The 24,469-nt window shown below is 49.0% G+C and carries 24 protein-coding genes; 8 read left to right on the forward strand and 16 right to left on the reverse strand.

Annotation, left to right across the window (positions count from 1 at the left end):
- Positions 1-47: 47 nt before the first annotated feature.
- Positions 48-482, forward strand: coding sequence for a hypothetical protein (locus AC2VDX_RS11285; protein ID WP_378180117.1), 435 nt, complete (start codon positions 48-50; stop codon positions 480-482).
- A gap of 21 nt (positions 483-503) precedes the next feature.
- Here the strand turns inward: AC2VDX_RS11285 and AC2VDX_RS11290 are convergent, their stop codons facing one another.
- The 5 genes from AC2VDX_RS11290 to petB form a co-directional block, all read right to left on the reverse strand.
- Positions 504-926: a hypothetical protein gene (locus AC2VDX_RS11290; RefSeq protein WP_378180124.1), complete on the reverse strand. Its 423-nt coding sequence runs from the start codon at positions 924-926 to the stop codon at positions 504-506.
- Positions 927-1,411: 485 nt separating this feature from the next.
- A complete protein-coding gene (locus AC2VDX_RS11295; protein ID WP_378180359.1) occupies positions 1,412-2,566 on the reverse strand; it encodes a glycosyltransferase family 4 protein in 1,155 nt (384 codons plus the stop codon).
- Between the two features lie 11 nt (positions 2,567-2,577).
- A complete protein-coding gene (locus tag AC2VDX_RS11300) occupies positions 2,578-3,579 on the reverse strand; it encodes a GDP-mannose 4,6-dehydratase (RefSeq protein ID WP_378180127.1) in 1,002 nt (333 codons plus the stop codon).
- 192 nt (positions 3,580-3,771) lie between these two features.
- Positions 3,772-4,254, reverse strand: coding sequence for a cytochrome b6-f complex subunit IV (petD, locus tag AC2VDX_RS11305; protein WP_378180130.1), 483 nt, complete (start codon positions 4,252-4,254; stop codon positions 3,772-3,774).
- A gap of 177 nt (positions 4,255-4,431) precedes the next feature.
- Complete coding sequence (petB, locus tag AC2VDX_RS11310) at positions 4,432-5,100, reverse strand: cytochrome b6 (protein ID WP_378180133.1); 669 nt, start codon at positions 5,098-5,100, stop codon at positions 4,432-4,434.
- A gap of 181 nt (positions 5,101-5,281) precedes the next feature.
- Between petB and ctpA the strand changes: the two genes are divergently transcribed.
- Positions 5,282-6,517, forward strand: a complete 1,236-nt coding sequence (gene ctpA / locus AC2VDX_RS11315) for a carboxyl-terminal processing protease CtpA (RefSeq protein WP_378180136.1) — start codon at positions 5,282-5,284, stop codon at positions 6,515-6,517.
- On the opposite strand, the gene AC2VDX_RS11320 is transcribed toward ctpA, so the two are convergent.
- On the reverse strand, positions 6,482-6,661 hold the full coding sequence (locus AC2VDX_RS11320; protein ID WP_378180139.1) for a hypothetical protein: 180 nt from the start codon (positions 6,659-6,661) through the stop codon (positions 6,482-6,484). The genes ctpA and AC2VDX_RS11320 overlap by 36 nt on opposite strands.
- Positions 6,662-7,053: 392 nt before the next feature.
- Positions 7,054-7,218 carry a hypothetical protein gene (locus AC2VDX_RS11325; RefSeq protein WP_378180142.1) on the reverse strand — a complete coding sequence of 55 codons (165 nt, stop codon included), beginning with the start codon at positions 7,216-7,218 and terminating at the stop codon, positions 7,054-7,056.
- 4 nt (positions 7,219-7,222) lie between these two features.
- On the opposite strand from AC2VDX_RS11325, the gene AC2VDX_RS11330 reads away from it, so the two are divergent.
- The 5 genes from AC2VDX_RS11330 (at position 7,223) to trmFO (ending at position 13,544) form a co-directional block, all read left to right on the forward strand.
- The gene (locus AC2VDX_RS11330; RefSeq protein ID WP_378180145.1) at positions 7,223-10,168 is read left to right on the forward strand and encodes a GAF domain-containing sensor histidine kinase; all 2,946 of its coding nucleotides are present in this window, start codon (positions 7,223-7,225) and stop codon (positions 10,166-10,168) included.
- 11 nt (positions 10,169-10,179) lie between these two features.
- Complete coding sequence (locus AC2VDX_RS11335; protein ID WP_378180148.1) at positions 10,180-10,302, forward strand: hypothetical protein; 123 nt, start codon at positions 10,180-10,182, stop codon at positions 10,300-10,302.
- Between the two features lie 48 nt (positions 10,303-10,350).
- Positions 10,351-10,494: a hypothetical protein gene (locus AC2VDX_RS11340; RefSeq protein ID WP_378180151.1), complete on the forward strand. Its 144-nt coding sequence runs from the start codon at positions 10,351-10,353 to the stop codon at positions 10,492-10,494.
- Positions 10,495-10,539: 45 nt separating this feature from the next.
- Positions 10,540-12,042, forward strand: a complete 1,503-nt coding sequence (locus AC2VDX_RS11345) for a site-2 protease family protein (RefSeq protein ID WP_378180154.1) — start codon at positions 10,540-10,542, stop codon at positions 12,040-12,042.
- Between the two features lie 155 nt (positions 12,043-12,197).
- Positions 12,198-13,544, forward strand: a complete 1,347-nt coding sequence (trmFO, locus tag AC2VDX_RS11350) for an FADH(2)-oxidizing methylenetetrahydrofolate--tRNA-(uracil(54)-C(5))-methyltransferase TrmFO (protein ID WP_378180361.1) — start codon at positions 12,198-12,200, stop codon at positions 13,542-13,544.
- A gap of 83 nt (positions 13,545-13,627) precedes the next feature.
- Here trmFO and AC2VDX_RS11355 read toward each other — a convergent pair whose 3' ends face one another.
- The 4 genes from AC2VDX_RS11355 to AC2VDX_RS11370 form a co-directional block, all read right to left on the reverse strand.
- Positions 13,628-14,665 (reverse strand): UDP-N-acetylglucosamine--LPS N-acetylglucosamine transferase, encoded by a 1,038-nt coding sequence (locus AC2VDX_RS11355; RefSeq protein ID WP_378180157.1) that lies wholly within the window; start codon positions 14,663-14,665, stop codon positions 13,628-13,630.
- A 78-nt stretch (positions 14,666-14,743) separates the two neighbouring features.
- Positions 14,744-15,397 carry an FHA domain-containing protein gene (locus AC2VDX_RS11360; RefSeq protein ID WP_378180160.1) on the reverse strand — a complete coding sequence of 218 codons (654 nt, stop codon included), beginning with the start codon at positions 15,395-15,397 and terminating at the stop codon, positions 14,744-14,746.
- A 3-nt stretch (positions 15,398-15,400) separates the two neighbouring features.
- Positions 15,401-16,096 (reverse strand): hypothetical protein, encoded by a 696-nt coding sequence (locus AC2VDX_RS11365; protein WP_378180163.1) that lies wholly within the window; start codon positions 16,094-16,096, stop codon positions 15,401-15,403.
- Between the two features lie 101 nt (positions 16,097-16,197).
- Complete coding sequence (locus AC2VDX_RS11370) at positions 16,198-17,121, reverse strand: hypothetical protein (RefSeq protein ID WP_378180166.1); 924 nt, start codon at positions 17,119-17,121, stop codon at positions 16,198-16,200.
- 164 nt (positions 17,122-17,285) lie between these two features.
- On the opposite strand from AC2VDX_RS11370, the gene AC2VDX_RS11375 reads away from it, so the two are divergent.
- Positions 17,286-18,548, forward strand: coding sequence for a glycosyltransferase family 4 protein (locus AC2VDX_RS11375; RefSeq protein ID WP_378180169.1), 1,263 nt, complete (start codon positions 17,286-17,288; stop codon positions 18,546-18,548).
- Here the strand turns inward: AC2VDX_RS11375 and AC2VDX_RS11380 are convergent.
- From AC2VDX_RS11380 to AC2VDX_RS11400, 5 genes are all read right to left on the reverse strand, one after another.
- Positions 18,509-19,726 (reverse strand): glycosyltransferase, encoded by a 1,218-nt coding sequence (locus AC2VDX_RS11380; protein ID WP_378180172.1) that lies wholly within the window; start codon positions 19,724-19,726, stop codon positions 18,509-18,511. The genes AC2VDX_RS11375 and AC2VDX_RS11380 overlap by 40 nt on opposite strands.
- Before the next feature lie 60 nt (positions 19,727-19,786).
- Positions 19,787-20,524, reverse strand: a complete 738-nt coding sequence (locus AC2VDX_RS11385; RefSeq protein ID WP_378180175.1) for a Stp1/IreP family PP2C-type Ser/Thr phosphatase — start codon at positions 20,522-20,524, stop codon at positions 19,787-19,789.
- A gap of 39 nt (positions 20,525-20,563) precedes the next feature.
- On the reverse strand, positions 20,564-22,291 hold the full coding sequence (locus AC2VDX_RS11390) for an ABC1 kinase family protein (RefSeq protein WP_486928160.1): 1,728 nt from the start codon (positions 22,289-22,291) through the stop codon (positions 20,564-20,566).
- 159 nt (positions 22,292-22,450) lie between these two features.
- Positions 22,451-22,777, reverse strand: coding sequence for a DUF6825 family protein (locus AC2VDX_RS11395; protein ID WP_378180181.1), 327 nt, complete (start codon positions 22,775-22,777; stop codon positions 22,451-22,453).
- 69 nt (positions 22,778-22,846) lie between these two features.
- Positions 22,847-24,298 (reverse strand): serine/threonine protein kinase, encoded by a 1,452-nt coding sequence (locus AC2VDX_RS11400; RefSeq protein WP_378180184.1) that lies wholly within the window; start codon positions 24,296-24,298, stop codon positions 22,847-22,849.
- Between the last annotated feature and the right edge of the window lie 171 nt (positions 24,299-24,469).

Below are 24,469 nucleotides of genomic sequence, written 5' to 3' on the forward strand. Positions count from 1 at the left end.
AGGACACTTATAGTAAGACTTCCTTAAAAAGGCAAGGGGATGACAAAATGAAGATGCTTCGCAAATGGATAGTTATTCCCACAACCTTGGCGTTGATCTTAACAGGCGCTCTTGCGGCTCGTAGTGATGCCCCAGCGTTAGAACTGTCGTCGAAGTTGTCGAACGATCCGGTCGTCCTTAGCGGGACTTCTGGCGGTCAAACAAGTAGTAATTGCGGTTATATCTCCCAGACACCGAATCAAGTTGTTCGGGTAACGGCAGATCGGATCGACTACTTGCGACTGAGTGTCCAAAGCAGTGGTGAGCCTACGCTTCTGGTTGATGGCCCAGGAGGACGGTTCTGCGTGTTGGCAGATAGTGCTTCTGGAGATAAGCCGGAAATTTCAGGAGTTTGGCTTCGGGGGAATTATAACGTTTATGTCGGCGATCGCGCAGGTGGCGCGCATCCTTATACTCTGTCGATTACTGGACAGAATCAATAACTAAGAACTTTTGCCTGGGTTTTAGTCTTCGAGAGAGCGGGCGGATACCTCAACCGCTTCAACGTCAATCGTTCCGGGAGGCGTCAAACGGTTAAAGTGTCCCTGTTCGATTTTCAGCGACTCGCCGCAATTCGGGCACTGGCACTCGGTGCGATTCAAAGCCGTAAATTCATAGCTACAGACGGGACACTGGTCGGCAATAAGGTTGCGTTGCAACCACCAGCGAAAGCCCAGGAAGGCAAGGACTGGTGCGACGAGGATTAAACCTATCAGAATCAGAAAAGACTTCACCAACCAGCCCAGCCCAATCGATCCCAGCAACCAAATGATTAGCAGCAGGGTAAGCCAAGAGCCGACGCCAGAAAGCTTGAATTGAAAGGTATTTGGGCTGTTCTGGTTCACGGCAATCTCCAACAAAAGCAAGGTAGTATGGACTCCTTCCATCGTGACATACTCCTACACTTACCCGAAGGGTAAGTGTAGGCTTCTCACCAACTCCAGCGATTGCTTAGGATATTTAATGAGCTTTATTGACGACACGGGATGCCCCTCCGCGCCGGAACGAATACAAAAAGTATGTTCTACCTATGTACCGCTAGAATTTTACCCACTCACGGTTCAGGACAATCAATGTCTGTTCTTGGGTGGAACCCTATATTCTAGATTTTCCAGGTTCAAGAGACTGACCAGCATTTTCGGCTCGGACAGAGGTGTTAATTATAACACCAACTGGCGATTCCTCATTTATATATTCCCTTGCTGACCGCATTGGTCATAGATAGAATCGTCACCGCCTGCTATTCATCCTGACGCTATATCCTTTGGATATAGCGCGGGGCTTCCGCAAAAACCAAGCTAAATCAGAATCGATTGTGTCTGAGAACAGAGGGAGTTCGGCAATTATTTTCAAGAGTGCCTAATTGCAATTTTCAAAGAAGCAGCTGTTTTAACTGCTGAGCAAGGGCATCTTTCCCAAACAAGGCGAGACTTTGTTCTCGCAACCACTGAGGGTCGCAGCGCCGGTCGTCCCCTTTGAGGATTTCAATACAGGCATTTGCCACGGCTTCGGGATTGCGATGGGGGACGCGCCAGCCTAAACGTCCATCCTGAAGGGGGTCAGCGGAGCCATCATCGTCACCGGATAGCACGGGGATGCCACAAGCCATCGCCTCTAAATAGACAATGCCGAAGCCTTCCTGGGAGGGCATGATGTAAGCATCGGCGACGCGGTAATGGTCTACAAGGTCTTGTGTGGGAACGAACCCGGCAAATACAACCCGGTTGGCAACTCCTAAATCTTTGGCAAGCTGCGCTAGTCGGGGTTGATCGTCGCCGCGACCGATCACCAGATATTTGACCTCTGGGAATAGTTGCGCGATCGCGGGGATGGCTCGAATGGTGACATCTACGCCTTTGTAGATATCGCCCGACCACAGCCGCGCTACGGTCATCAAAACTTTGGCACCGACAAGATTATACCGCTCGATCAATGCTGGTGGCTTCGGGCCTGGAGTAAAGTAATTCCCATTCACCGCACAGGGTAGCATTTGCACTTTCTGGGGGTCTAGGTCATTGATGGCGCAGGCGCGATCGCGGCTATAGCGACTGATTGTCCAAATCCCAGCCGCCTGCTTGAGTGCCCTTCGTTCTCGATTGGCTAAGGGTTCCCAAAACTCTTTTCCGTAAGTTAGCACCGTATAGGGAATCCCCAGCGGCTGACACAGCACCCTCACCAGCGGTGCCAGATTAATATGACCGCAAAAAACATGGTGGGGACGGCGTTGCAACAGACACGCTAGCAGTGAAGTTGCCAGCCTTAACCGTCCCTTTTGGGGATTTTGGCTTTTGAGATAATGAAATTCGAGGTTTTTTCCCTCAAAGGGATTTGGGCATCCAGCGCCATCCCGTAGCAAAAATACCTCACCTTTGGCTTGATTTCCCAATGAGATATAAGACTGCAAAATATCCTTAACGTAGGATTGAATGCCCCCTTCGCATCCAAAAACTTCTAGGAAAATAAATATATGGTTAGCGGCTGGTTTAACGGTCGGCTCTAAATAATCTATATTTTCTCCCACTTCAATATCCCTGAATTTTAGGAGTTTTGTTCTATCTGGGCGATGGATGGCACCTCAGCGCTTTGTAAACGTTCCAAGTCCTTCAACACCATTTTTTCCAAAAGACCCTCGAAGCTGACTTGTGGTTCCCAGTTAAGTTGGCGCTTGGCTTTCTCTGGATTTGCCACCAGATAGAAATGTTCATCCGATCGCAGAAACTTGGGATCGACAACGACATAACGAGTCCAATCTAGCCCCACACATTCAAAAGCAGTCGCCACCAATTCCCGAACGCTGTGCAACTGACCCGTCCCAATCACGTAGTCTTCCGGTTCATCTGCCTGCAACATCCGCCACATAGCTTCCACATGATCGCCAGCATAACCCCAGTCGCGTTTGGCGTCGAGGTTGCCCATTTCCAGGCGATCGCTTAACCCCAATTTAATTGATGCCGCCGCTAAAGACACCTTCCGCGTGACAAAATTTGGAGGTCGTCTCGGTGACTCGTGGTTGTATAAAATACCGCTACAGGCAAACCAACCGTAGCGCTGTCGGTGATGTACCATCGTCCAATGGGCGTGCAACTTTGCCGCTGCATAAGGATTCATCGGGCGAAAAGGTGTATTCTCATCTTGAGGCGACCGATCCACCTGCCCAAACATCTCGGAACTGCTAGCTTGATAAAACCGCGTGTTCAATCCAGCCAGCCGCACTGCCTCTAACAGCCTGGTTGCCGTACCCGTTACCAAGTCCAGCGTTCCCAACGGGTCTTGCCACGAATCTGGGACGAAACTGGGAGCTGCTAAATTATAAATTTCTTGGGGCTGTAGTTGTTCCACCACTGCCAACAGAGCCGCACTATCCCTCATGTCAACCGCACAAACCTCAATTTGGCTGGCGAGGGAACCCAGTTTAGCCAGACTCGATTGGCGGTGCAGCGGTACCAACCCCGCCACCCGATAACCCCGTTCCAAGAGTAAGCGGCTGAGGTAGTAGCCGTCTTGCCCAGTGATTCCTGTAATTAGCGCTGTCTTTGCCATGAGTTAAGTTTAACCACTTAATTTTGCTCTGGGGCTGGAGTTAGGTTCAGGCAGCTGCTGCATCCTATGTTCTTTTATACTTTGCTTTTTCAGAAGCGACCAGATAATGCTTAACGCCCGTAGATGTTTCAAAAGCAGCACAAAGGCACTACTTTTGAAACCCACAGGCGTTAATAGGCGCAATTGATTGTCTTAAAAAAGACCCAGTGTCAAAGATGTGTCAATAGGTAAGGTGGCACCAATACCCAACCAGAGGGTGACGAGGGTTCCAAAGAGGAAAACTGTCGTGGCGACTGGACGACGGAAGGGATTTTGGAATTTGTTGACGTTCTCAATGAAGGGAACGAGAATCAAGCCCAAAGGAATCCCTGCCATGCAGGCGATACCCAGCAGTTTATTGGGTAAAATCCGCAGAATTTGGAAAACAGGCCAGAAGTACCATTCTGGGAGAATTTCCAGGGGGGTGGCAAAGGGGTTTGCCGGTTCGCCAATCATCGCTGGATCAAGCACAGCCAAACCGATACACAGTGCAATCGTCCCCATAATCACTACAGGGAAAATGTAGAGTAGGTCGTTGGGCCAAGCGGGTTCGCCATAGTAGTTATGACCCATGCCTTTGGCAAGTTTTTCACGTAACTGCGGATCGGTTAGATCCGGCTTTTTTTGGGTTCCCATTGTTGTATGTGTTCTCCTATGCGTTTTGAAAGCTTTGAGCTAAGCAAGAGGCAAAGTGGTGAGGGGATGATAGGGGGATGGGTAATGGAGGGAAGAAAAATTACTTTCCCACTTTCTCTCCTCTCCTCATTGGCCGCTCGGCAGGGACAGGAAGACCCCGCCCCGACGATGGCTCCTTTACAATGGGCCAGAGATGCCCTGCTTGCGAATCATCAAGAAGTGTAGCAACATGAAGACGGCAATCAGCCAGGGCAGCACAAAAGTGTGCAGGCTGTAGAAGCGTGTCAGAGTGGCTTGTCCAACGCTGGAACTACCGCGCATCAGCTCGACGATTTGATCGCCGACTAAGGGAATCGCAGCGGGGACGCCGGAGACAATCTTAACGGCCCAGTAACCAATCTGATCCCAAGGGAGTGAATAGCCGGTGACGCCGAAAGAAACGGTGATCACAGCCAGAATGACACCCGTTACCCAGGTCAGCTCGCGGGGCTTTTTGAAACCGCCGGTGAGATAAACCCGAAAGGTGTGCAAAATCATCATCAGCACCATCATGCTGGCGGACCAGCGGTGGATGGAGCGAATCAGCCAACCGAAGTTGACGTCCGTCATCATGTACTGGATGGAGGAAAAAGCCTCGGCGACGGTCGGCTTGTAGTAAAACGTCATGGCAAATCCAGTGGCAAACTGGATTAAAAAGCAAGTTAGGGTAATCCCACCAAGGCAGTAGAAGATATTTACGTGGGGAGGTACATACTTGCTGGTGACGTCCTCGGCAAGCGCCTGAATCTCCAGGCGTTCCTCAAACCAGTTGTAGGCTTTTGAATCAGTTACCTGCTTAGAAAACATGAACCCAGAGTTCCTAAAAATTTATTGCTGTTTTTGACACGAGCCAACCCCATGAGACAGTTTGCCGCTTTTTTAGGGGGCTTGAAGCGGCAAGGAGGATACCAGACACCGCGATAGATAGAAGTCTAGGCGTAGCCTCTACAAAAAATGTAACATAGCCCGAAAGGGGGATTGGAGTGTCATGCACAAACGAGTGTTAAGGGTTGTATTCGTACTAATCATACAAACTATCTTTGCGTTTAGCTGGTGGAGTTCGCCAGCGATCGCTTTAACGGAGGAACAGCAGCTCCTCTCTGAAGCATGGCGAATTGTCAACTATGCTTACGTGGATGACAGTTTCAATCAACAAAACTGGTGGATGGCGCGTCAAAAGGCGATCAAGCAGCCTCTGTCTAATCGCGAGGCGACTTACACGGCAATTCAAAATATGCTCAAAAGTCTGGAAGATCCCTTCACGCGGTTTTTGAAACCCGACCAATACCGAAGTTTACAGGTGAATACTTCCGGAGAGCTTCAAGGGGTGGGACTGCAAATTGCCCTTGATGCCGAGACGGGCGAGTTGCAAGTGGTGGCTCCGATTGACGGTTCGCCAGCCGCGAAGGCGGGAATCCGATCGCGCGATCGGATTCTGGAAATTGATGGCATCCAGAGCGCCCAACTGACCCTCGACGAAGCCGCCGCGCGGATGCGGGGCGCTGCGGGCACAGAGGTGACGCTCGTGGTGCAACGGGAGGGAAAAACGCCTGAAGAACTTAAGCTAGTGCGATCGCGAATTGCCCTCAACCCCGTTTATGCAGTCTTAGATTCCAGCCGTTCTAGCGTCCCGGTGGGTTACATTCGCCTGAGTCAGTTTAGTGCCAACGCCCCATCTGAGCTGGCGAATGCCGTCGCCAAGCTGGAGAAACAAGGGGCACAAGCTTATCTGCTCGATTTGAGAAATAATCCGGGAGGACTGTTGCAGGCAGGCATTGAGATTGCCCGGATGTGGTTGGATGAAGGCACGATTGTCTATACGGTCAACCGACAAGGCATTTTGGGCAGTTTTGAGGCATCTGCACCAGCACTTACCCACGCTCCCCTAGTTGTTTTAGTGAATCAGGGATCGGCAAGTGCCAGCGAGATTCTAGCTGGGGCGCTTCAAGACAATGGTCGCGCCCAATTGGTAGGCGCTCGAACCTTTGGTAAAGGCTTAATTCAATCTTTGTTTGACCTCTCAGATGGGTCAGGATTAGCGGTAACAGTTGCCAAGTACGAAACGCCAAGCCACCACGATATCAACAAGTTAGGCATCACGCCAGATCGGGAAGTGCCTCTGGAGCCAATTACGCTTGACCAAGTGGGTACGGAAGCAGACCAGCAATACAAAACGGCGTTGGAGGTGTTAACCGCTAATGCGGTCGTTGCTGGTGCTAGTTGATTCGGGAGTGAGGAGGGAGGAGTCAGGACTGAGGACTGAGGGCTGAGGGCTGAGGAGGGAGGAGGGAGGAGTCAGGACTGAGGACTGAGGAGGGAGGGCAGAGAGAGGAGAATTCTTACCAGGACTTACGCAAAGCTTATACATATAGCGTTTTTTCGGGTTCAATCCCTCTGTGGTTGCCCTCAGATGTGGTGCTGTTGCGTAAGCCTTGCTTACTTAGGTTTTCAGTCCGTGCTTCGCACCGAACAGAACGCTAAAAGCGCTAACGGATGTCGCCTAACGGCTGGCGTAACGGTGACGTTAACAGCCTTCAGTTTTTTTATTTCAGTTCTGTGTAAGGACAAAGTTTCAAAAAAGGGGAAATTGACTGCAATTTAGATAAAACTTAATAGTGCATTTACCGAAGCTAGTGAAGTAAATTGGGAATCAAGCGATGCTCGGCTTGAGTGGAAATAGATTCTGGAAAAATCTGAGGCTGAGAGGGTTTCAACCGCGATCGCACAGACCCGTGCGGTTGGTTAATTTTTATGGCACGCTTACCACATCTGGTGAGTGTTTTTACCCCTAAATATAGCGATCGCGCTCATGGTTTTCCTGGCAAACGATCTCAGATACTCTATCAGTCGGTCAACAGTTTTGTCTGTTGCCCACTCATTGCTGAAGTTTTTAGCTTCACAACAAGATTCCAGAGTGGTACTCATCGCCGTGAGTAAGTCTGACTTTACTCCGAGCGATCTGTGCCCGGAGAGAGGATCAAAGGGAGAGCGGTGGGGGTATGCATCCCCAGAAGCCGGTGCTTTGGGTTTGCCGGAGCTGCTGACTTCGCACAACTGTTATTTGAATCTGGCAATGGGGGAGCCATCGGCAACCCATTGTGAGAATAAACGCAGATGGTTGCCTTGTTCGTTGAAGCTGCGGAAGTTAACTCGAACCCTGGGGTCAACACCAGAGAGTAAAAGCAAGGTGCCCTCGTTGGTGATTTTGGGACTGGGCGATCGCTTCAATGTGATGTTGCACAGCTACAAAGCCACTGAGAATTCAGCAGCAAACGCCAATACTTACGAGCTGTGTTTTGGATTCGATCCGGCGATTTTGGGCAGCATTTGCGCCGAAATTCCGCGCGGGTTGCACTTAACCCCAGAAATCTCCCCTCTTTTCGAGCGAGCCATTGCCGATTGGTGCCCTCAACCCAATCTCCCAGGCTTGCAGAGCGAATTCACATCAACGCTGGTGAGTGCTATATTAACCAGTCAAATTAGCACTCAGACGCCAGGAAAAGCAGCAGCAGATGCTTGTAGCAGTGCCGGGGCGAGTTTAACCGACAACCGGAAAGACGCCATAATTCTTGCCTCTCCAACCGACATTCGGACTAAACCCGCCTTATCTAGGGAGCCGGGAACCCAGGCGAATCTTGCCCAATCCCCCATTCCCAACGCTCTAATGCCGAGTTGGCAACAGCCAGAAAAGTTACTGCAAGAACTGCTACGCATTAGCTGGTCAAGCCAGGGAGCGCAGGTAATTTTGCAGCGCTCGGCGGTGTTGATTCAAGAGGCTTTTGGGGTTAGTCGGTGTTTAATTGGGTTCTATAGCGCCAAAGATGAGCGTACCCTGTGGAGTGCGATCGCTCACGATTCATCTATCCCCGTTTCGGCGCGGCAAACTCAATATCCTGAATGGGCAAATGTCGAACATTGCCTTCTCAAACACCATCAGGGCAACCCTTGGGCGGCTGAGCGAAACATTGGCTCGACGGCTGCCCAATCTGTCTTTTTGACCTGGTTGCATACACACCCGCAGGAAATCGAGCCGCGAGAGATGGCATCTCTACACGGCGCGTCTGGACTCGTTGGTTTGCTGGTGCTTGAGCAATGGGATGAGAAGCGGGAATGGCAGCCGGGAGAGCGGCAATTACTGCATCTGGCGCTGCAATTGGTAGAGCGAGGACACAACCTGGCAACGCTTTACCAGCAAGCAGAGGAACGGATTACTCATACGGCGCTATTAAATCGACTGGTTGCCCAAATCCGGGCTTCTTTAGAACTGTCCCATATCTTTGAAACGGTGACGCTGGAACTGGGACATCTTTTGGTGGCAGACCGATGTTTGATTTTTCAGTATTTAGAGGAGCAGCGGTGTTGGAAGCCGCTGACTGAATATCGCGCTCATGCTGATATTCTCACAGCTATGAACTTGATCGTTCCCGATCAAAAAAACTATTGTTCCAGATCGCTGCGGAATTTACAGATTGTCCAGGTGAGCGATACGCGCTTGGTGGATGACCCTATGAGTCGCTCTTTAGCGGCAAAATATCCTGGCGCTTGGTTGATGGTGCCGATTCACCGGCAGCAAAAAATTTGGGGCTGCTTAACCTTCGCTCAGGATCAATTTCCCCGCTACTGGCACGAGTCGGAGTTAAGGTTTATCACGACTGTTGCCGACCAACTGGCGATCGCTATCTACCAAGCAACCCTTTACCAACAAATTCAGGAGCAAAACCAAACTCTAGAAGCCTTGGTGCGAGAGCGCACCGCTGAGCTGGAAAGTTTTTTTGACGCTCACCCAGACTACATTTTTGTGGTCGAGCGCGAGAATCTGCGTCTGCGCTTTTGCAATCATGCTTTTGCTCAAAGGATGGGGTTTGACAATCGATATGCCGTTCAGGATCGGTCGATTCTAGAATGCTTCCCGCCTCTGATTGCCAAGTCTTTTGTTAAACAAAATTTGCGGGTTTTTGAATCGGGAGAAACGCTACACGAACAGGAAACGCTGGTTTTCCCAGATGGGATTCACCACTTCGACACTTTCAGAGTGCCGCTGAAGCACTCCAATGGCGAGGTTTATGCTTGCTTGGGGACTTTCCGTGAAATTACGGAGCTAGTGGAGACGAAGCAGGCGCTATCTCTGAGAACCGAGCAGTTGCAAGATGCCTTGACTGCCGCGAATGCAGCTTCTCAGGCGAAAACTGAGTTTCTAGCAACCATGAGTCATGAATTGCGGACACCGCTCACGTCTGTAATTGGAATGTCCTCCGCTTTAATGCAACCGTATTTTGGCGAACTGAGCGGAAAACAGAAAGAATATCTCAAGATTATTCACAATAGCGGACAGCACCTGTTGCATCTGATTAACGATATTCTCGATTTGTCTAAGATTGAATCCGGTAAGGCGTCTTTAACCCTCAGTCAGTTTTCTCTGGGTCAGGTAGGGATTGAAAGTTTGGAACTGCTGCAAGAAAAGGCTCAAGTCCAACAGGTGAAGCTAACGGGGGATTTTGCTGGGTTGCCTCCCGCCGATGAATTTTGGGGGGATAAACGGCGCGTGCGGCAAATCTTGCTGAATTTACTCTCGAATGCGGTAAAGTTCACACCGCCTGGGGGCGAGGTATGGCTGCGGATGCAGTATGAGGGCAACCGGGCGATGATTGAGGTGGCAGACACGGGAATTGGGATTCCGATGGAGAAACAGCATCTTTTGTTTGAGGCGTTTCAACAAATTGATAGCTCTCTGAATCGGCAGCACGAAGGGACTGGGTTGGGATTGGCTTTGACTCGCCAGCTGGTGGAAATGCACGGCGGCACGATTAGCTTCCATTCGGAGGTAGACGCGGGAACGGTATTCGTGGTCTATCTTCTAGCCCAAAATCCCAATTGAGGTGGTAAGGGATGAGCGATCGCCGGGAATGGATGAAATCTACCGACTCCCGACTGCCTTTTCTGGAAACCTTCAAAACAATCGATCGGGATATCCCTTGGGTTTTCTACAATGGAATGGGGTGTTCCATCTAATGTGTCCCGATTGGGTGGAGAGGCACAAATGGTGTCAAGGACAGCGCGTTGAAGTTTTACGTGCCGGATGCGGCTGTTCCTTCGAGGGGTTATCAGTCGGGATGGTGGCGCTGTATTCTGGAGAATCTACTTGCACTTTGCTCATTTAAGCAATTGGCTGGCACGTTAATTGCCAATCTGGAAAATGGCTAATTGCTAGCCAGTTAATTCTCCTGTAGACCAATTCAGATTTAGATCATGGAACTCTGGTTGCTCCTACTGTTATTAGGACTGGTTACTTACTTCATCGTGAAGCGCAGTGTTGCCAACATCACCCGAACCCCAGTCTGGCTTTTGTGGATGGTGATGATGACACCGGCATTCATTTGGAGTGCCTGGATTCTGGTCTACGGTGAAGATAAGCGAATGCCGCCAGTTTTGGAGATTTCCCCGTTTATCATTTGCCCGTTATTGTACTGGCTGCTGATTCAGTGGGGTCGTCGAGATTTTACCCCGCCGCCAAAACCGCAAGAAATGGTGGCGGAAAACCAAGCTCAGAATCCATCTGAGGTACAGCCTGTCTCTGCTGGCGACGCAGGGAGTACCGTTCGTCCGATTGATAAAACGGAAGAAACCAATCTTCGCAATTGCTTTCCCTGGTCTATCTATTACCTCCAGAACATCGATTACCGACCCCAAGCGGTGATTTGTCGCGGCAAGTTGCGAACTAACCCGGAGGTGGCGTACCAGACAATTCGGGAGAATATTGAGAGATTATTTGGCGATCGCTTCTTTGTTGTCTTTCAAGAAGGTTTGAATGGGAGTCCGTTCTTTGCGCTGGTTCCCAATCCCCAAGCTCACCCGCAGGCACAAGAGCAAACCGAACCTTTAAAACGACCGGCTTTAGCCTTAGGGCTGCTGATCGTGACTTTGTTTACCACTACTTTAGTGGGGGTGGAAATTGCAGAAGTTTCTAACGCCGCCCTGCAATCTAACCCGGCTTTGCTGTTAAAAGGACTGCCCTATGCTTTGGCATTGGTGGCTATCTTAGGCATCCACGAACTGGGTCATTACCTGAGTGCCCAATATTACAAAATTCGCACCACGCTGCCTTACTTTATCCCCGTACCTTTTTTCCTGGGCACGTTTGGAGCGTTTATTGGGCGGCGATCGCCCGTACCCAGCCGCAAAGCGTTATTCGATCTGGGCATTGCCAGTTCCGTCGCTGGTTTTTTGGTGACGTTACCGCTGTTGTTTTGGGGATTGGCGCACTCGGATGTGGTTGCTTTGTCGGAGCAGTCGAGTATCTTAAACTTCACTTCTTTGAATCCCCGGTTTTCTCTGTTATTAACTTTGCTGAGTAAATGGGCACTGGGATCTGAACTGACCGCAAACATGGCAATCAAGCTTCACCCAGTGGGAGTGGCGGCTTATATCGGTTTTGTGTGGACGGCGTTTAAGTTGATGCCGGTGGGACATCTGGATGGCGGTCACATTGTCCACGCCATGTTTGGACAACGAACTGGGGCGATGATTGGTCAAATTAGCAGGCTGTTGATGCTGGGATTGTCTCTGATTCAGCCGGATTTGTTTTATTGGGCAATATTCTTATTCTTGATGCCAGTTTCTGATGAACCGGCGCTGAATGATGTGAGCGAACTTGACAACAAGCGCGATTTCTGGGGATTGTTGGCTTTGGCGCTTTTAGTGAGCATTCTATTGCCAGTTCCAGGAAGTCTCGCGCAGTTGTTGAAGGTTTGATCGGGTAAGTAAAAGAACTCAATTAAACCCGATCGTTTTGTAGGTTGGGTTGAGGGACGAAACCCAACATTCTACCCATCCTACAAATAATTAAGTCTGTCTACTTAATTGGTAATTGCCATTAGCCATTAGCCATTAGCAAACAAATAAAAATGATGGAAAAACAGCCGATTCATGTAATAGGTGGTGGTTTAGCGGGGACAGAAGCGGCGTGGCAAATTGCTAATGCGGGTGTGCCGGTGGTGCTGCACGAAATGCGACCGCTGCGGTTTAGCCCCGCCCATCACTCAGAACACTTGGCAGAACTGGTGTGCAGTAATTCTTTTGGGGCGATGTCGAGCGATCGCGCCGCCGGTCTTTTGCATGAAGAATTGCGTCGTCTCGGCTCAATGATTATCAATAAAGCCGACGAACACGCGGTTCCCGCTGGGGGTGCCTTGGCGGTGGATAGGGGCGTATTTAGCCGCGAATTGACAGAAACGCTAGCGAATCATCCCCTGATTGAGTTACGACGCGGTGAATTGCGCCAAATCCCCACAGAAGGGATTGTCGTCCTCACCACTGGCCCTCTCACCAGTCCCGATTTGGCTGAAGATTTGCAGCAGTTCACGGGCATGGAATACATGAGCTTTTTCGATGCCGCCAGCCCGATTGTGGTGGGAGAATCAATTAACCAGGATGTGGCTTTCTTGGCTTCTCGTTACGACAAGGGAGACGCGGCTTATCTCAATTGCCCGATGAATCGGGAGCAATATCTCCACTTTTGGCAGGAACTCTGCAAGGCTGAACAGACGGAACTGAAGGACTTTGAGCGAGAAACGGCTAAGTTTTTTGAAGCTTGTTTGCCGATTGAAGAACTGGCGCAGCGGGGGGAAGATACGATGCGCTATGGTCCGTTGAAGCCGGTGGGATTGTTTGATGCCCGTAAAGGCGATTTCCGCGCCCCAGAAAATCAGTCGCAACGTCCTTATGCGGTGGTGCAGTTGCGCCAAGAAGATAAGGCGGGGCAGTTGTGGAATCTGGTGGGATTTCAGACGAATTTGCGCTGGGGCGAACAAAAGAGGGTGTTTCAGCTGATTCCAGGGCTGGAAAATGCTGAGTTTGTGCGGCTGGGCGTGATGCACCGCAACACGTTTATCAATGCGCCCCAATTGTTAAAGCCTTGTTTGCAATTCCACAAACGCGCTACGTTACTAGCGGCGGGGCAATTGGTGGGAACGGAGGGCTATACGGCAGCGGCGGCGGGTGGCTGGCTGGCGGGGACGAATGCGGCGCGGCTGGCTTTGGGGAAAGATCCGCTAACGCTACCGGGAACGACGATGATGGGGGCGCTGTTTGAATTTATTAGTTCGGCGTCACCAAAGCATTTTCAACCGATGCCGCCTAATTTCGGGATTTTGCCGGAACTACCGACTCGAATTCGCAATAAGCAGGAGCGATATGGAGTTTACCGCGATCGCGCCCTTGCCGATTTAGCGAGTTGGAAAGCCGCGATCGCCTAATCGTTTTTTTTGATTATTTGTATCAAATTATACTTTTCAAAATTGTTTTGAGAGGTATACTTTTATAATGGGAATCTGTGCGCTCAGGTAAATTGGTTCTCAATTAGCCGCACTGCCTCCACAGCACCATTAGGATAATCCACAGGGCGATTGGATACATGATTTTGCAGCATTGCCACAGTAGCGATCGCTTCATGAATCTCTTGCACGCAGTAGGCGCATCGTAAAGCCCTCACATTTTGACGGTCATACAGTCGCTTAAAGGCAAAAGCGACTAACGGGACGCCCACAGCAGCACATTCATAAACCGTGTTATAACCAGCCCCGCCGACAACGATATCAGCCGCCGGTAGGCATTCAATTCCCGGCGAGTGAGACACCCATAACTGCGGCGGACATCCCTCTGGACAAATGGGTGCTAAGACACGCACCGCCGCGTCTGGAAAAGCTTGATTCAGGTGAGTTGATAACTTACCAAAGAAAGATAATTCGGAAGCTTGTCCGGCGGCGCACACAAGGATAATCTTTTCTCTAACCCGCGCCGGTGGGCTTTGTTTGTGTACCCGCAAATTATATTCGCCAGGGCGATCGCAATTCAGACCAAGTAGCGATCGCGCCTTCATTCTATCCGGCAGTTCCTCAGCATTGCGAATTAACCAGGGACTGGTGTAATGCACAATTGGTAAATCTGCTAGCGGCAAATCTTCTCCATCTCCCGGTACAATAACCGCATCAAAGTTTTCTGCAACAAAAGAGCGCAACGCGAAGCGGTGAATATAGACTGGGCTAATATCGCGGTGAATTAAAATTCGGGGAATGTGCTTTAACTGGGGCAAAATATCTGCCAATTCACCACCCAACCCGCGAGGAAAAGTATCGACAATTAAACAGTCGTATTGGGTGTTTAATAAAACATCCCGCACTTGTTCGCAAGTCGCCGCAAAACCAGCGTCAGGTGCAATTACTTGCACATCGCAACTCTCATCGCGCAAGTAAGTTGCATAAGGGCTATTCGTAAGAATTTTAACGCGATGATGACGGGCGGCAATTCGTCCGAGAGATAAGCTACGGGTAAGATGTCCCCAACCACCTCCTAAAGCATAGATCAACCAAGTTGCCATTTTTTGAGTTTTCAACGCAAAGAACGCAAAGGTACGCTAAGGAATCATTTTTTCTTGGCGTACCTCTGCGTTGAAAATTTAACTTGCCCCCATATCTATCTCAAAATCTGCGTCCATTTCCCCTTCCAAACTTATATTGTCTGCTTCGGTGAAATCTACATTGCCGGTTTCAGAGTCATAATAATAGCGATCGCGGTTGTCATAGTAGTTGCTGCCCCAATAACCGCGATTATAATTACCATATCCAGAGTAATAGGAATAGTCGTAGTAATAGGGGTTATTATCCGGGTAACTACAGTAAGGACAGCCGATGTTTGTGGTGCGTCCGCAGCAGCGTTTGAAGAGAAATCCTACCATGCGATCGCATTCTCCACTTGCACCGATTCCCGATGAACTGGTAGCTTCTCTGCTTCTGGGGTTGAGTTGAATTTCGTAGGAACCAATTTGCAAGCGATCGCCATCTATTAGCGTACTACTGGGCAACCTGACGCTGTTAATTAAGGTGCCGGTACTGCTATTTTGATCGACTACGATTAACTCGCCATTCGCTACATCAATTAGAGCATGATATTCAGCTACTTGCTCGTTGGCTAACACAATTCTAGCAACCCGATTGCCATCAATTTCTTGGGGCATTGAGGCAAATTCTCGACCCAAGGCGACAGGCGTCTCTAACACGGGTTCTCGTCGTTCGCCGGTGACTGGATCTATCCAACTCAGTTGAATTTGCAAGGGTTATTTCCCTCCCGAACGATTAACTGCATAAGCTAAAGCGGCTTTTTGTTCTTTGCTTAAAACGTCGAATCCGAAACTAGCGATCGCAATTGGGTTTACCTGCGATTTTGTATAAAAAACTGGTTTTTCGGCTGCATTTATCAGAGAAACTTTCCCATTTTTTACTTTTACTTTATAAAGCGACTGTTTATCCGGTGACTCAATTTCAAAACCATAGTCCCGCGCTTTAATTCTGTAAATTTCTTTATTCGCCCCATCTTCTAACTTGTAATCTCCATCATTCTGTCTTCGCAGAATATACAATTCTTTTGTCTGATCTGCGTTTTCAATCTTCCAGTAGCCGTCTTTTGTTACAACATAGCCTAAAACTTTATCGGTAGGATTCTTAATTTTTACTTTCCCCCCATTATCAACATTAAATCGAGCTAATTCTTTGTCCTTGCCATCAACTAATTTAGCTCCATCCGCCTCTGTTTTCAGGGCAAAATCTTCCGTCCCACCCTCTTGTTTAAATTTGATTTTATCTGTACTGGTAGCCACCGATGACGGGTTATTATTCTGGGCGACTGGGGATATTTGCGGACTAGATGTTGTAGATACTTCCGGTGCCTGCTTAACAGAATTACCGCAAGAACCTAGCAGTATTACTGCTGCCAAAGCTAAGCCCGAAAAAAATGTTCTACTCATTTTATTCATACTTCAAAGTTTCAACCTAAATTACTTCTTTATTTAGCAACAGTTTGCAAGATAAAAATTCTGGATTTTTGCAAACAAACTAAATACTATTTTGTTTTTACTTACTTTGCTTTAGATAGCATCCGAGCTAAATTTAGAACTTGATAAAGGCTGAGAAACATCATCGTGATAGTTTGATACAATTTTTCTTGATCCCAGAACATAGAAGGTGGCATTTTTACGACCAATTTTATCTCCTTATCCGTCACTCTCATCCGTTTTACCTTAGTCATTTGGGGAAGTTTTACTGCATTCACTACTTCATTGTTCAAAACTTTGATTGCTCCGTACCGTCGTGGCGGATAGGTTAAATTTAAACTGATATCTAATCCCTTAGCTTTCGACTTTGTTTTGTATTTTGATTTGCCACTCATAGAACGCTTCCATCCATAAGCGGTCTGATTTAGCTCAGAAGTTGTTACTACAAAACGAGTTTTATCTAAAAATTGTCCTTCCATCTTTAGCCAATCATCTTGGAAAATATCTATCTTAAATCCTGACTTCAAAGGATGCTCAACTGTTTTAATTAGCTTAGATTTTTGATTAGCTGGACTGAGAACTAAATGAACACTGACATTAGCTTCCTTATCCACATCTCGCTCCAGCATTTCCAAAACTTTTTTCGTTAATTCATAGCGATGATTTGGGAGATTCAATCGCCTATATTTACTCCGCCTTATCCCTGCATAAATTGCTACGATTGTACATCCAATACCAGCCAGAAATAATAAGAATATTAAAAGGGTTCCAAATAATTGAAAACTATCTCGCAGTTCTCCTACAAATATCATTAAAATGAAGGCTAGAACAATTGAACTAATCGCCCCAATAACACATTTAGTTGCCAAACTACCAAACTCTGCCTGCTTTGCCTCTGAGGCTCTATCTAGGGTTGCTATTTCACTTAAGTCTTTGACAATATCAGAAATAGTAGCAGTCACAGAATAAGTCAAATCTTTGCGAAACTTTTCTAAATTTATTGGCATTTGTAAAAAAAATTTAATCTCAATGAATAGGGTATTACGTAAGGTAGCGATCGCTTACATCAAATCACGCTCAACCGCTTTGATAGCAGATGCATTCTCAGAAGTGGCAACTATTGTTACAAAAAGTTAGAATTTTATGGCAAAATTGAGTCATGGTCTAATTGATGAACGATTCTAGAATAGCCTACATTTCTTTCGATACCGTACCAGCGCCCAAGGGAGCCGCAATTCATATTGCCGCTTTTACTCAAGCTTTGGCAGATGCTTTTGCTGACATTGAGCTAGTGACAGTTTCCCCGACAGCCTACGCGGCGAATCAGCGGGAATCACCCCATGTTATCCAATCTATGTTACCTGCGCTAGGAGATACGCTCATTAACCGAGTGTTGTATTTCCGTGCCATGCTGGGCAGTTGGTGGCAGAATAAGTGGTTTGAGGCGGTGCATATCCGTTCTATTTATGAAGGTTTTCCCATTGCGCTGAATAAAGAAAAAATATGTAATAACTTAATTTTTGAAGTCAATGGATTGCCATCCATTGAACTCAAGTATCGCTATCCAGCAGTGGCAGATGATCGGGAATTGTTGCATAAATTGAAGACACAAGAACAAATTTGTCTAGAAGCCTCAGATTTAATTTTGACACCTAGTTTCGTCACCAGAAACTATCTCCAAACAAGAGGTGTTCCCGAATCAAAAATCCGCGTCATTCCCAATGGAGTTGATTTAGATGTATTTACATATTGTCCTTCAAAGTTTAGGGATGTAGAGTATCCAAATATTTGTTATCAGGAGGAAACCCCACCCCTACAGATTGGAAATGATTCAAGAAAGGCTCAGCCTCGGTTTCGCCTGTTATATTTCGGTACGTTTTCCGCTTGGCAAGGGGTCAATCTTGCCGTTGAAGCGCTGGCACTTGCTGTCCGCGATTTTCCTACTGAATTGACAGTAATTGGGCAGGCTCGTGACTTTCAGCTTTTAGCCTTAAAACAGCTAGCTTTAAAGTTGGGAGTAGCAGAGTATCTCACTATTTTAGACCCTGTATCGCAAGCGGAACTCGTCCAAAAAATCCATGCTGCTGATGTAATTTTGGCTCCATTGACGCCGAATGACCGAAATCTGGTTCAGGGTTGTTGTCCTTTAAAGATTTTGGAAGGAATGGCGACAGGTACGCCGGTGATTGCTAGCGATTTACCAGTGGTGAGAGAATTGGGTGTGGATGGGGTGCATTTCCTGCTGGTTAAACCGGGTTCCGCGAAGGCAATTAAAGATGCCTTGCTGAGGTTAAAAATAGAACCGGAATTGGCAACAAATTTGGCGAGGAATGCCCGTCAGCAGATCGAGAATGATTACACTTGGAAACACGCGGGTGATGCTTTGGTGGCAGCTTATGAAGAAATTGGTATTAAACGATCGATAACAGTTTGAAGCCGCCGGTTTTCATGTTTTAGAGAAAATTCAGCGAGAATGCGATCGCGCCCTGCCATCCCAATCTGACGCCTAGCACTTGGTTCTAAATCTAAACACTCCAGCACCGCCTCACCCAGTCGATGTAACTGGGAACGAGGCAGCAAAAATCCACTTTTTCCATGCTCAATCACCTCTGGAATCCCACCTGCATCGCTGGCAATACAGCAACAACCACAGGCGATCGCTTCTAGCAACGCATTCGGCATCCCCTCCCACACGGACGGTTGCAGATAGACATCACACAGCCGCAGATGCCCAGCTACCGCCGCAGGACTCTCTAAATGTCCGGTGATAATAATCCGCTTCGCGTCTTCTGGATGCTGAGTCGCATAAAGTTGTAGTGCCGCTTCTTGAGACGCCCGCACTTCCCCGATAATTAATAAACAGGCAGGACGTTGGGCGCGGACTGTTGTTAAGGCATTCAGCAGAAACTGCTGTCCTTTCTTTTCTCGCAATTCCCCGGAAAATCCCAGTACCGCTTCATCAGGGGCAATGCCCAAAGATGCTCTGAGAAGGGATGATTCATGAGTTGCCCCGACAATGGCGGGCGAAAATACCCGCTCGTTGACGCCATTTTTCAAAACCATCACATCATCCCGCTGGGCGAGTAGCTGAATCTTTCGCGCCATATCAGCACTCACCGCCGTAATCAAACGGGCGTTTAACAGCGTCCATTGCAGTCGCGCAAAGTCCCCCGGTGGAAACATGGCTCGATCGATATCATTCCCACGGGCGCTTACGGTGCTGGGAAGTCCATTTGTCGCTGCAAACCAAGTGGCTAAGAAACCACTGGGGAAGACATAGTGCCCCCAAACAGCATCGTACCCACGGCACTGATGCAGCCAGTCGAGGACGTTGAGCGTATGGGGCATCGTCATATCCCAGTGGCGATATAGCCCCACCCGATGGACTTTGAGATGTTTGATGATTTGGAAATTTTGACTTTCGGCGTGCCCGGTTGCCCCGCTAGCAACATCTGAACTCCGGACTTCTCCCGGTTGCAAGTAACGACTCCACGCCACAACGTCTACTTCAATGCCCAACTGGCAGAGGGCGGCAGCGATGCGCCCCGCACTACTCGCTAACCCGCCCATATCTGGGGGAAATCGTTCCGTGAGAAAAAGAAGACGTCTCAAGCGACTCTAAAGTATTGCTGTATCGGCTAGGACTGTCTAAAGTCTCGCGCCCCGCGATCGCTATTCCTTCTCACTCGCGCCGTCAATCGCTACCAGCACCACTGTGATATTGTCTCTGCCCCCCTTATCTTTAGCAGACTCGACAAGGGCGGCGGCTGCATTTTTCAAGGAGGTAGACTTGAGGTGAGTTGCAATCAACTGATCGGAGAGTTCTTCGGTGAGTCCATCGCTACACAGCAGCAGTCTGTCGCCTGCCTGCACATCCAGCGGTTGGATATCAATCAGACGCAAATCTTTACGACCCAGACACTGAGACAATACGTGACGCCACGGGTGCATTTTAGCTTGTTCGGAAGTCAGCTCCCCGGCTTTCATCGCCCGTGCCACCCAAGTATGATCCTCAGTTATTTGCTCTAGAGTTGCCCCTCGCATTCGATAAAGGCGAGAGTCACCCACATGAGCGACCCAAGGCTGCTGTTGGCGAAACATCACCACAACGCCTGTCGTGCCCATATCTGAGCGTTCTGGATGATTAGATTGATCTTGTAGAATCGCCTGATTTGCTTCCAAGAAGGCTTTTTCTAATAACGCTTGGCAAGTCTCGCCGGAATGCCAATGCTCGTTGAGATAGGTGTGGATAGCCTGAGTGGCGATTTGGCTGGCCTCCTGGCCTCCTGCATGGCCTCCCATGCCATCAGCAACTATGAAAAATCGCCCATCAGGGTCGATATGGTAGTCATCTTGGTTGACGGAACGAAGAAGTCCCGCATCAGAGAGGCCCGTGGAGCGAGGAATCATATATTGTCTGCTGGCAACAGCAACTTTACTTTACCCGAATCAAAACATCCGATCAAATCGGTCGAGGCGCATGAGCAAGCGAATGAGGACAAAAGCTAGGGCAGATGCCGCCAGAGCAACCACGACTGCCAGCCCGACATAACCCTGAACGAAGAGGATAGTGGCTGATAGGGTGAAGGCACTGATGAGCAAAGTATAGTTAGTTCCCAACTGAATGCTACTCATTCGCCGGAGAATGCGATCGCTTTCGATAGATCGCACTCGAATTCGCAAGTCCCCCTGCTCTAATTTCTCAATCGTATCCTCAATCCGCCGGGGCAAACTCAAAGCCGTACTGCTAACTTGAGCCGCTTGCCGTCCTAATTCATTAAAGAAGCTACTACTATTACTGCCATTACTATCTGCCATAAGCTGCATTGCAAAGGGTTTTGCAACCTCCATAAAGTTAAATTCCGGGTCTAAGCCTTTTCCAACGCCTTCTAAAGTTGAGAAGGCTCGCATCACAAAGGTAAAAGTCGCCGGAAACCGAAAAGGTTGGTCGTAAGCAATTTCATAAAGGTCTTCACTAATTTGACTCACCGATTGGTTTTCAAACGGCTTATCCATAAAGTGATCCAGCATATACTGAATCGATCGCCGCACGGGTCCCATATCATCAACCACTGCCAGCGCTCCCATTTCGACGAGCGAATTCATCACTCGGTCGCCATCTTTTTGGGCAATGCCAAACAGCGTTTCCATCAGTTGCTCGCGAATGTTGGACTTGATCCGCCCCATCATGCCGAAATCATAGAAAATTAGGGCACCTTCGGGACTGACTGCGATATTGCCAGGGTGAGGGTCGGCGTGGAAGAAGCCATCGTTGAGCAATTGTTGCAGGTAAGCTTTTGCACCCATGTGAGCCAGTTCCTTTCGATCCAGCCCCGCTGCTTCCAGCGCTTCATAGTGACTTATTTTAATCCCCGGAATGTACTCAAGAGTTACAACCCGTGGCGACGTATATCGCCAGTAGACACGCGGCACCTTTACCCAATCATAGGCGCGGAAGTTGCGGCGAAACGTATCGGCGTTGCTGCCTTCATTCAGGTAATCAATTTCTTCCCAAAGAATTCGGCTGCACTCCTCATAGATTCCCAGCCAGTCACGACCTCGACCCCAGTCGGGATGGTTTTGAAAGAAACGGGCAATTCCTCTAAGAATTTGCAAATCAACCGTAAACAGCTGCCGCAGTCCGGGTCGTTGTACCTTGACCACGACTTCTTCGCCGCTGTGGAGAGTTGCTTTATGTACCTGTCCCAAGCTAGCAGCCGCGAGGGGAATCGGGTCAAAAGTGCGGTAAAGTTGCGAAACTTTCTTGCCGAAGTCCTTCTCAATCATCACCTCAGCTTGTTCGTAACTAAAAGCAGGCACCTTGTCTTGCAGCTTAGAAAGTTCCTCCACATACTCCGAGGGGAATAAATCGGCACGGGTGGAGAACAGCTGCCCGACTTTAATAAAAGTTGGCCCTAAGTCTAAGAACGTCTCTCGAATCCAAATGGCTTGCGCTCTGCGTCTGTGGACTTGTTTTTCCTCTGTAACTCCGCCCTGATAGCTCCAAGATTTGTTGTAGCGCCAGAGCTTAAACAATAAGGTTAAAACAAACCCCCAAATATCTAAGAAGCGCCGTTGGTGGGAGTAACTTTCGCGGTTCCACCGATAAGCCTTATCCTTACGGGCTTTATCAGCGGCACGCTGGGCACTCGGCGTGCTAGCCGCGTATCGCTTCAGTTTAGAGTCATTAGGATAGGCTGACACTCGGATTCCTAAGTCGGTTTTTTCAAGTAATTGGCGCAAGAGCAGTTGAGTTTTGAGAGTTTTGGATAACTAACAACTCACAACTGAATTCCCACTCAGCACGCGAACAGAGCGCTGGTACGCTAACAGAATTTATACTGAGCGGCTGCGATAGCGTTGTAATTCGGAGCGAAAGCGAGCGACTTCTGCCCGAAGTTCATCAATCGTCGCTTGCAAATCTGTGGTTTGGTTGCCTTGAGGCACAATGCTGGTAGTGGTTCGCCCCCGCATCACCGTTTCAGCTTGGGCGTCAGAGCGTTCGGTCACTCGTGAGGTGAAGTGCCGCAAAGACTCTCGTTGTTCAGCATCAAATTTGCCGAGTTCCGAGAGAGCATTGGTGACGGCGTTTTCTACCTGTTCATTCAGAGCTTCTGCAACCGCTCTGCCGAGAAAAAATGCATGAACTACAGGATTAGTCATGAAAAAATCTATTTGTGCGTCCGTAACAAATTATAACTTGCTTGCTCTCAATACTACCTACAGCCTAGGTTACAGCTCAGGCTTTGGCAGTGTGCCTGGGGAAGGTGGCACGGGTGCGACAACGGCAGCGGGGGGTGATAGCAGATTAGCGCTGGAAGTGGGATCGGGGGTGTCTGAGATGGGCCAGTCGTCGCGGGGTGGAAAGGATTGTTCGGTGTGCAGGATAGAAGATCCTGGCCCCATTGCTTTGTTCAAGCGAACTGCTAAGCCAAATCCAGCACCCGTACAGGTAGCGATCGCTGCTGTGATCATCAGCCCTCTGGCTAGTGTCAGTTTGGGAAACTTTAAGTTTTGTAAGCTAGGAATGCCCGCTGACGAGCCAAGCTTTGTAGAGACAAGGGTTATCGCCTCTGGAATCTTGAAACTCTCTAACGAGATTTTCAGTTTGGCGAGGGCAATCGGGAAGGTTGCCCGTATCGCTGTTTTGAGTTTTTTCGGGGCAGCACTAACAATAGCAGGCTGAGTTTTTGCGGGGCGGGTTTTGCCCGGTCGCTTCACATCCTGACTGAGATTCCAGTTCACTCCGCTGGCAATCGATGTCTCCGGTTTCTTGTTGCTGGCTGGTTGCCGCTTTTGGGGGGCAGGCTGAGATTTGGGGAGATTCACAGGGGGACGAGCCGTTTGGGTCGCCCTGTGAACCTGTGGAGCCTTGCTAGCTGGCAACAGGGATAGCCAATCTTCTACTTTTTGGGGACGCTTCTCGGCTTTGATTTCCAAGCCACATAAAATTGCCGCGATCGCAGTTGGGCTGAGTTTGGGTTGAATTTGCCTTAAATTTGGGAGTGGGATGCGATCGCGTAGCGGTGCCGGAACCGGCGGTTGACCTGTCAGCAAGCAATACAAACTTGCTGCTAAAGCATACACATCTGTCGCTGGGGTGAGTTTTTTCTGGGAAAGAGATTGTTCGATTGGCGCATATCCGGGATTCAGCAAATTGGCTTGGGTTTGCGTCACTCCCTGCGTAAATTCATCGCCAAAACCAACGTCTATCAGCACTACATCATCAGTTCCTTGACGCCGGATGATGTTTTGGGGTTTGACATCTCGGTGCAGTAAACCTGCCTTGTGGATAACATTTAGGGCACTGCCAATTTGACGAATATAGCCAAGGGCTTGTGCTTCTGGCAACATCTGACCTGCTGGCAGCGATTCAGCCAGGGTCTGCCCCGGTATAAACTCCATGACAATGAAACATCGCCGAGATTCCTCAAACAAGTCGAGAACCCGAACCAGGTGAGGATGCTTGCAGCGGGCAAGGCGACGTGCCTGGGTAAGAAATTGCTGCCCAAACCGCTCAAAATCGGGATGAGTCCGCAGACTGTCGTTGAGGGTTTTGATGACGACCGCTTTCCCCGACTGAGTATGAGTCGCCCGGTAGGTGATCCCAAAGATACCTTGACCCAGTGGGGCGTCGAGGACGTATTTGCCGTTCTTCAGGACTGCTCCAGCCGTTAAGTTCATTAAAGATTTGTTACAGTTTTCCCAACTATGCTACCGTCTTGGTACCGAGTTTTGAGTCCTAGGAAATAGGTAGCGGCGGTTGATTACCCGGCTACCTACTGCTGGTGTCCCCGATCCCGGCTTTCTGTTGTCCGCGCATCTAAAGCAAACGTCCCCGGCTTTGACTTTTAG

The sequence above is a fragment of the Coleofasciculus sp. H7-1 genome (assembly GCF_057473865.1).

Excerpts from the sequence above, each read along its gene's own strand:
- AC2VDX_RS11285 (WP_378180117.1), top strand. The coding sequence starts at position 48 with ATGAAGATGCTTCGCAAATGGATAGTTATTCCCACAACCTTGGCGTTG.
- AC2VDX_RS11290 (WP_378180124.1), bottom strand. The coding sequence starts at position 926 with ATGGAAGGAGTCCATACTACCTTGCTTTTGTTGGAGATTGCCGTGAAC.
- AC2VDX_RS11300 (WP_378180127.1), bottom strand. The coding sequence starts at position 3,579 with ATGGCAAAGACAGCGCTAATTACAGGAATCACTGGGCAAGACGGCTAC.
- petD (WP_378180130.1), bottom strand. The coding sequence starts at position 4,254 with ATGGGAACCCAAAAAAAGCCGGATCTAACCGATCCGCAGTTACGTGAA.
- petB (WP_378180133.1), bottom strand. The coding sequence starts at position 5,100 with ATGTTTTCTAAGCAGGTAACTGATTCAAAAGCCTACAACTGGTTTGAG.
- ctpA (WP_378180136.1), top strand. The coding sequence starts at position 5,282 with ATGCACAAACGAGTGTTAAGGGTTGTATTCGTACTAATCATACAAACT.
- AC2VDX_RS11320 (WP_378180139.1), bottom strand. The coding sequence starts at position 6,661 with ATGTATAAGCTTTGCGTAAGTCCTGGTAAGAATTCTCCTCTCTCTGCC.
- AC2VDX_RS11325 (WP_378180142.1), bottom strand. The coding sequence starts at position 7,218 with ATGAGTACCACTCTGGAATCTTGTTGTGAAGCTAAAAACTTCAGCAAT.
- AC2VDX_RS11335 (WP_378180148.1), top strand. The coding sequence starts at position 10,180 with ATGAGCGATCGCCGGGAATGGATGAAATCTACCGACTCCCGACTGCCT.
- AC2VDX_RS11345 (WP_378180154.1), top strand. The coding sequence starts at position 10,540 with ATGGAACTCTGGTTGCTCCTACTGTTATTAGGACTGGTTACTTACTTC.
- trmFO (WP_378180361.1), top strand. The coding sequence starts at position 12,198 with ATGGAAAAACAGCCGATTCATGTAATAGGTGGTGGTTTAGCGGGGACA.
- AC2VDX_RS11355 (WP_378180157.1), bottom strand. The coding sequence starts at position 14,665 with ATGGCAACTTGGTTGATCTATGCTTTAGGAGGTGGTTGGGGACATCTT.
- AC2VDX_RS11365 (WP_378180163.1), bottom strand. The coding sequence starts at position 16,096 with ATGAATAAAATGAGTAGAACATTTTTTTCGGGCTTAGCTTTGGCAGCA.
- AC2VDX_RS11370 (WP_378180166.1), bottom strand. The coding sequence starts at position 17,121 with ATGCCAATAAATTTAGAAAAGTTTCGCAAAGATTTGACTTATTCTGTG.
- AC2VDX_RS11375 (WP_378180169.1), top strand. The coding sequence starts at position 17,286 with ATGAACGATTCTAGAATAGCCTACATTTCTTTCGATACCGTACCAGCG.
- AC2VDX_RS11385 (WP_378180175.1), bottom strand. The coding sequence starts at position 20,524 with ATGATTCCTCGCTCCACGGGCCTCTCTGATGCGGGACTTCTTCGTTCC.
- AC2VDX_RS11395 (WP_378180181.1), bottom strand. The coding sequence starts at position 22,777 with ATGACTAATCCTGTAGTTCATGCATTTTTTCTCGGCAGAGCGGTTGCA.
- AC2VDX_RS11400 (WP_378180184.1), bottom strand. The coding sequence starts at position 24,298 with ATGAACTTAACGGCTGGAGCAGTCCTGAAGAACGGCAAATACGTCCTC.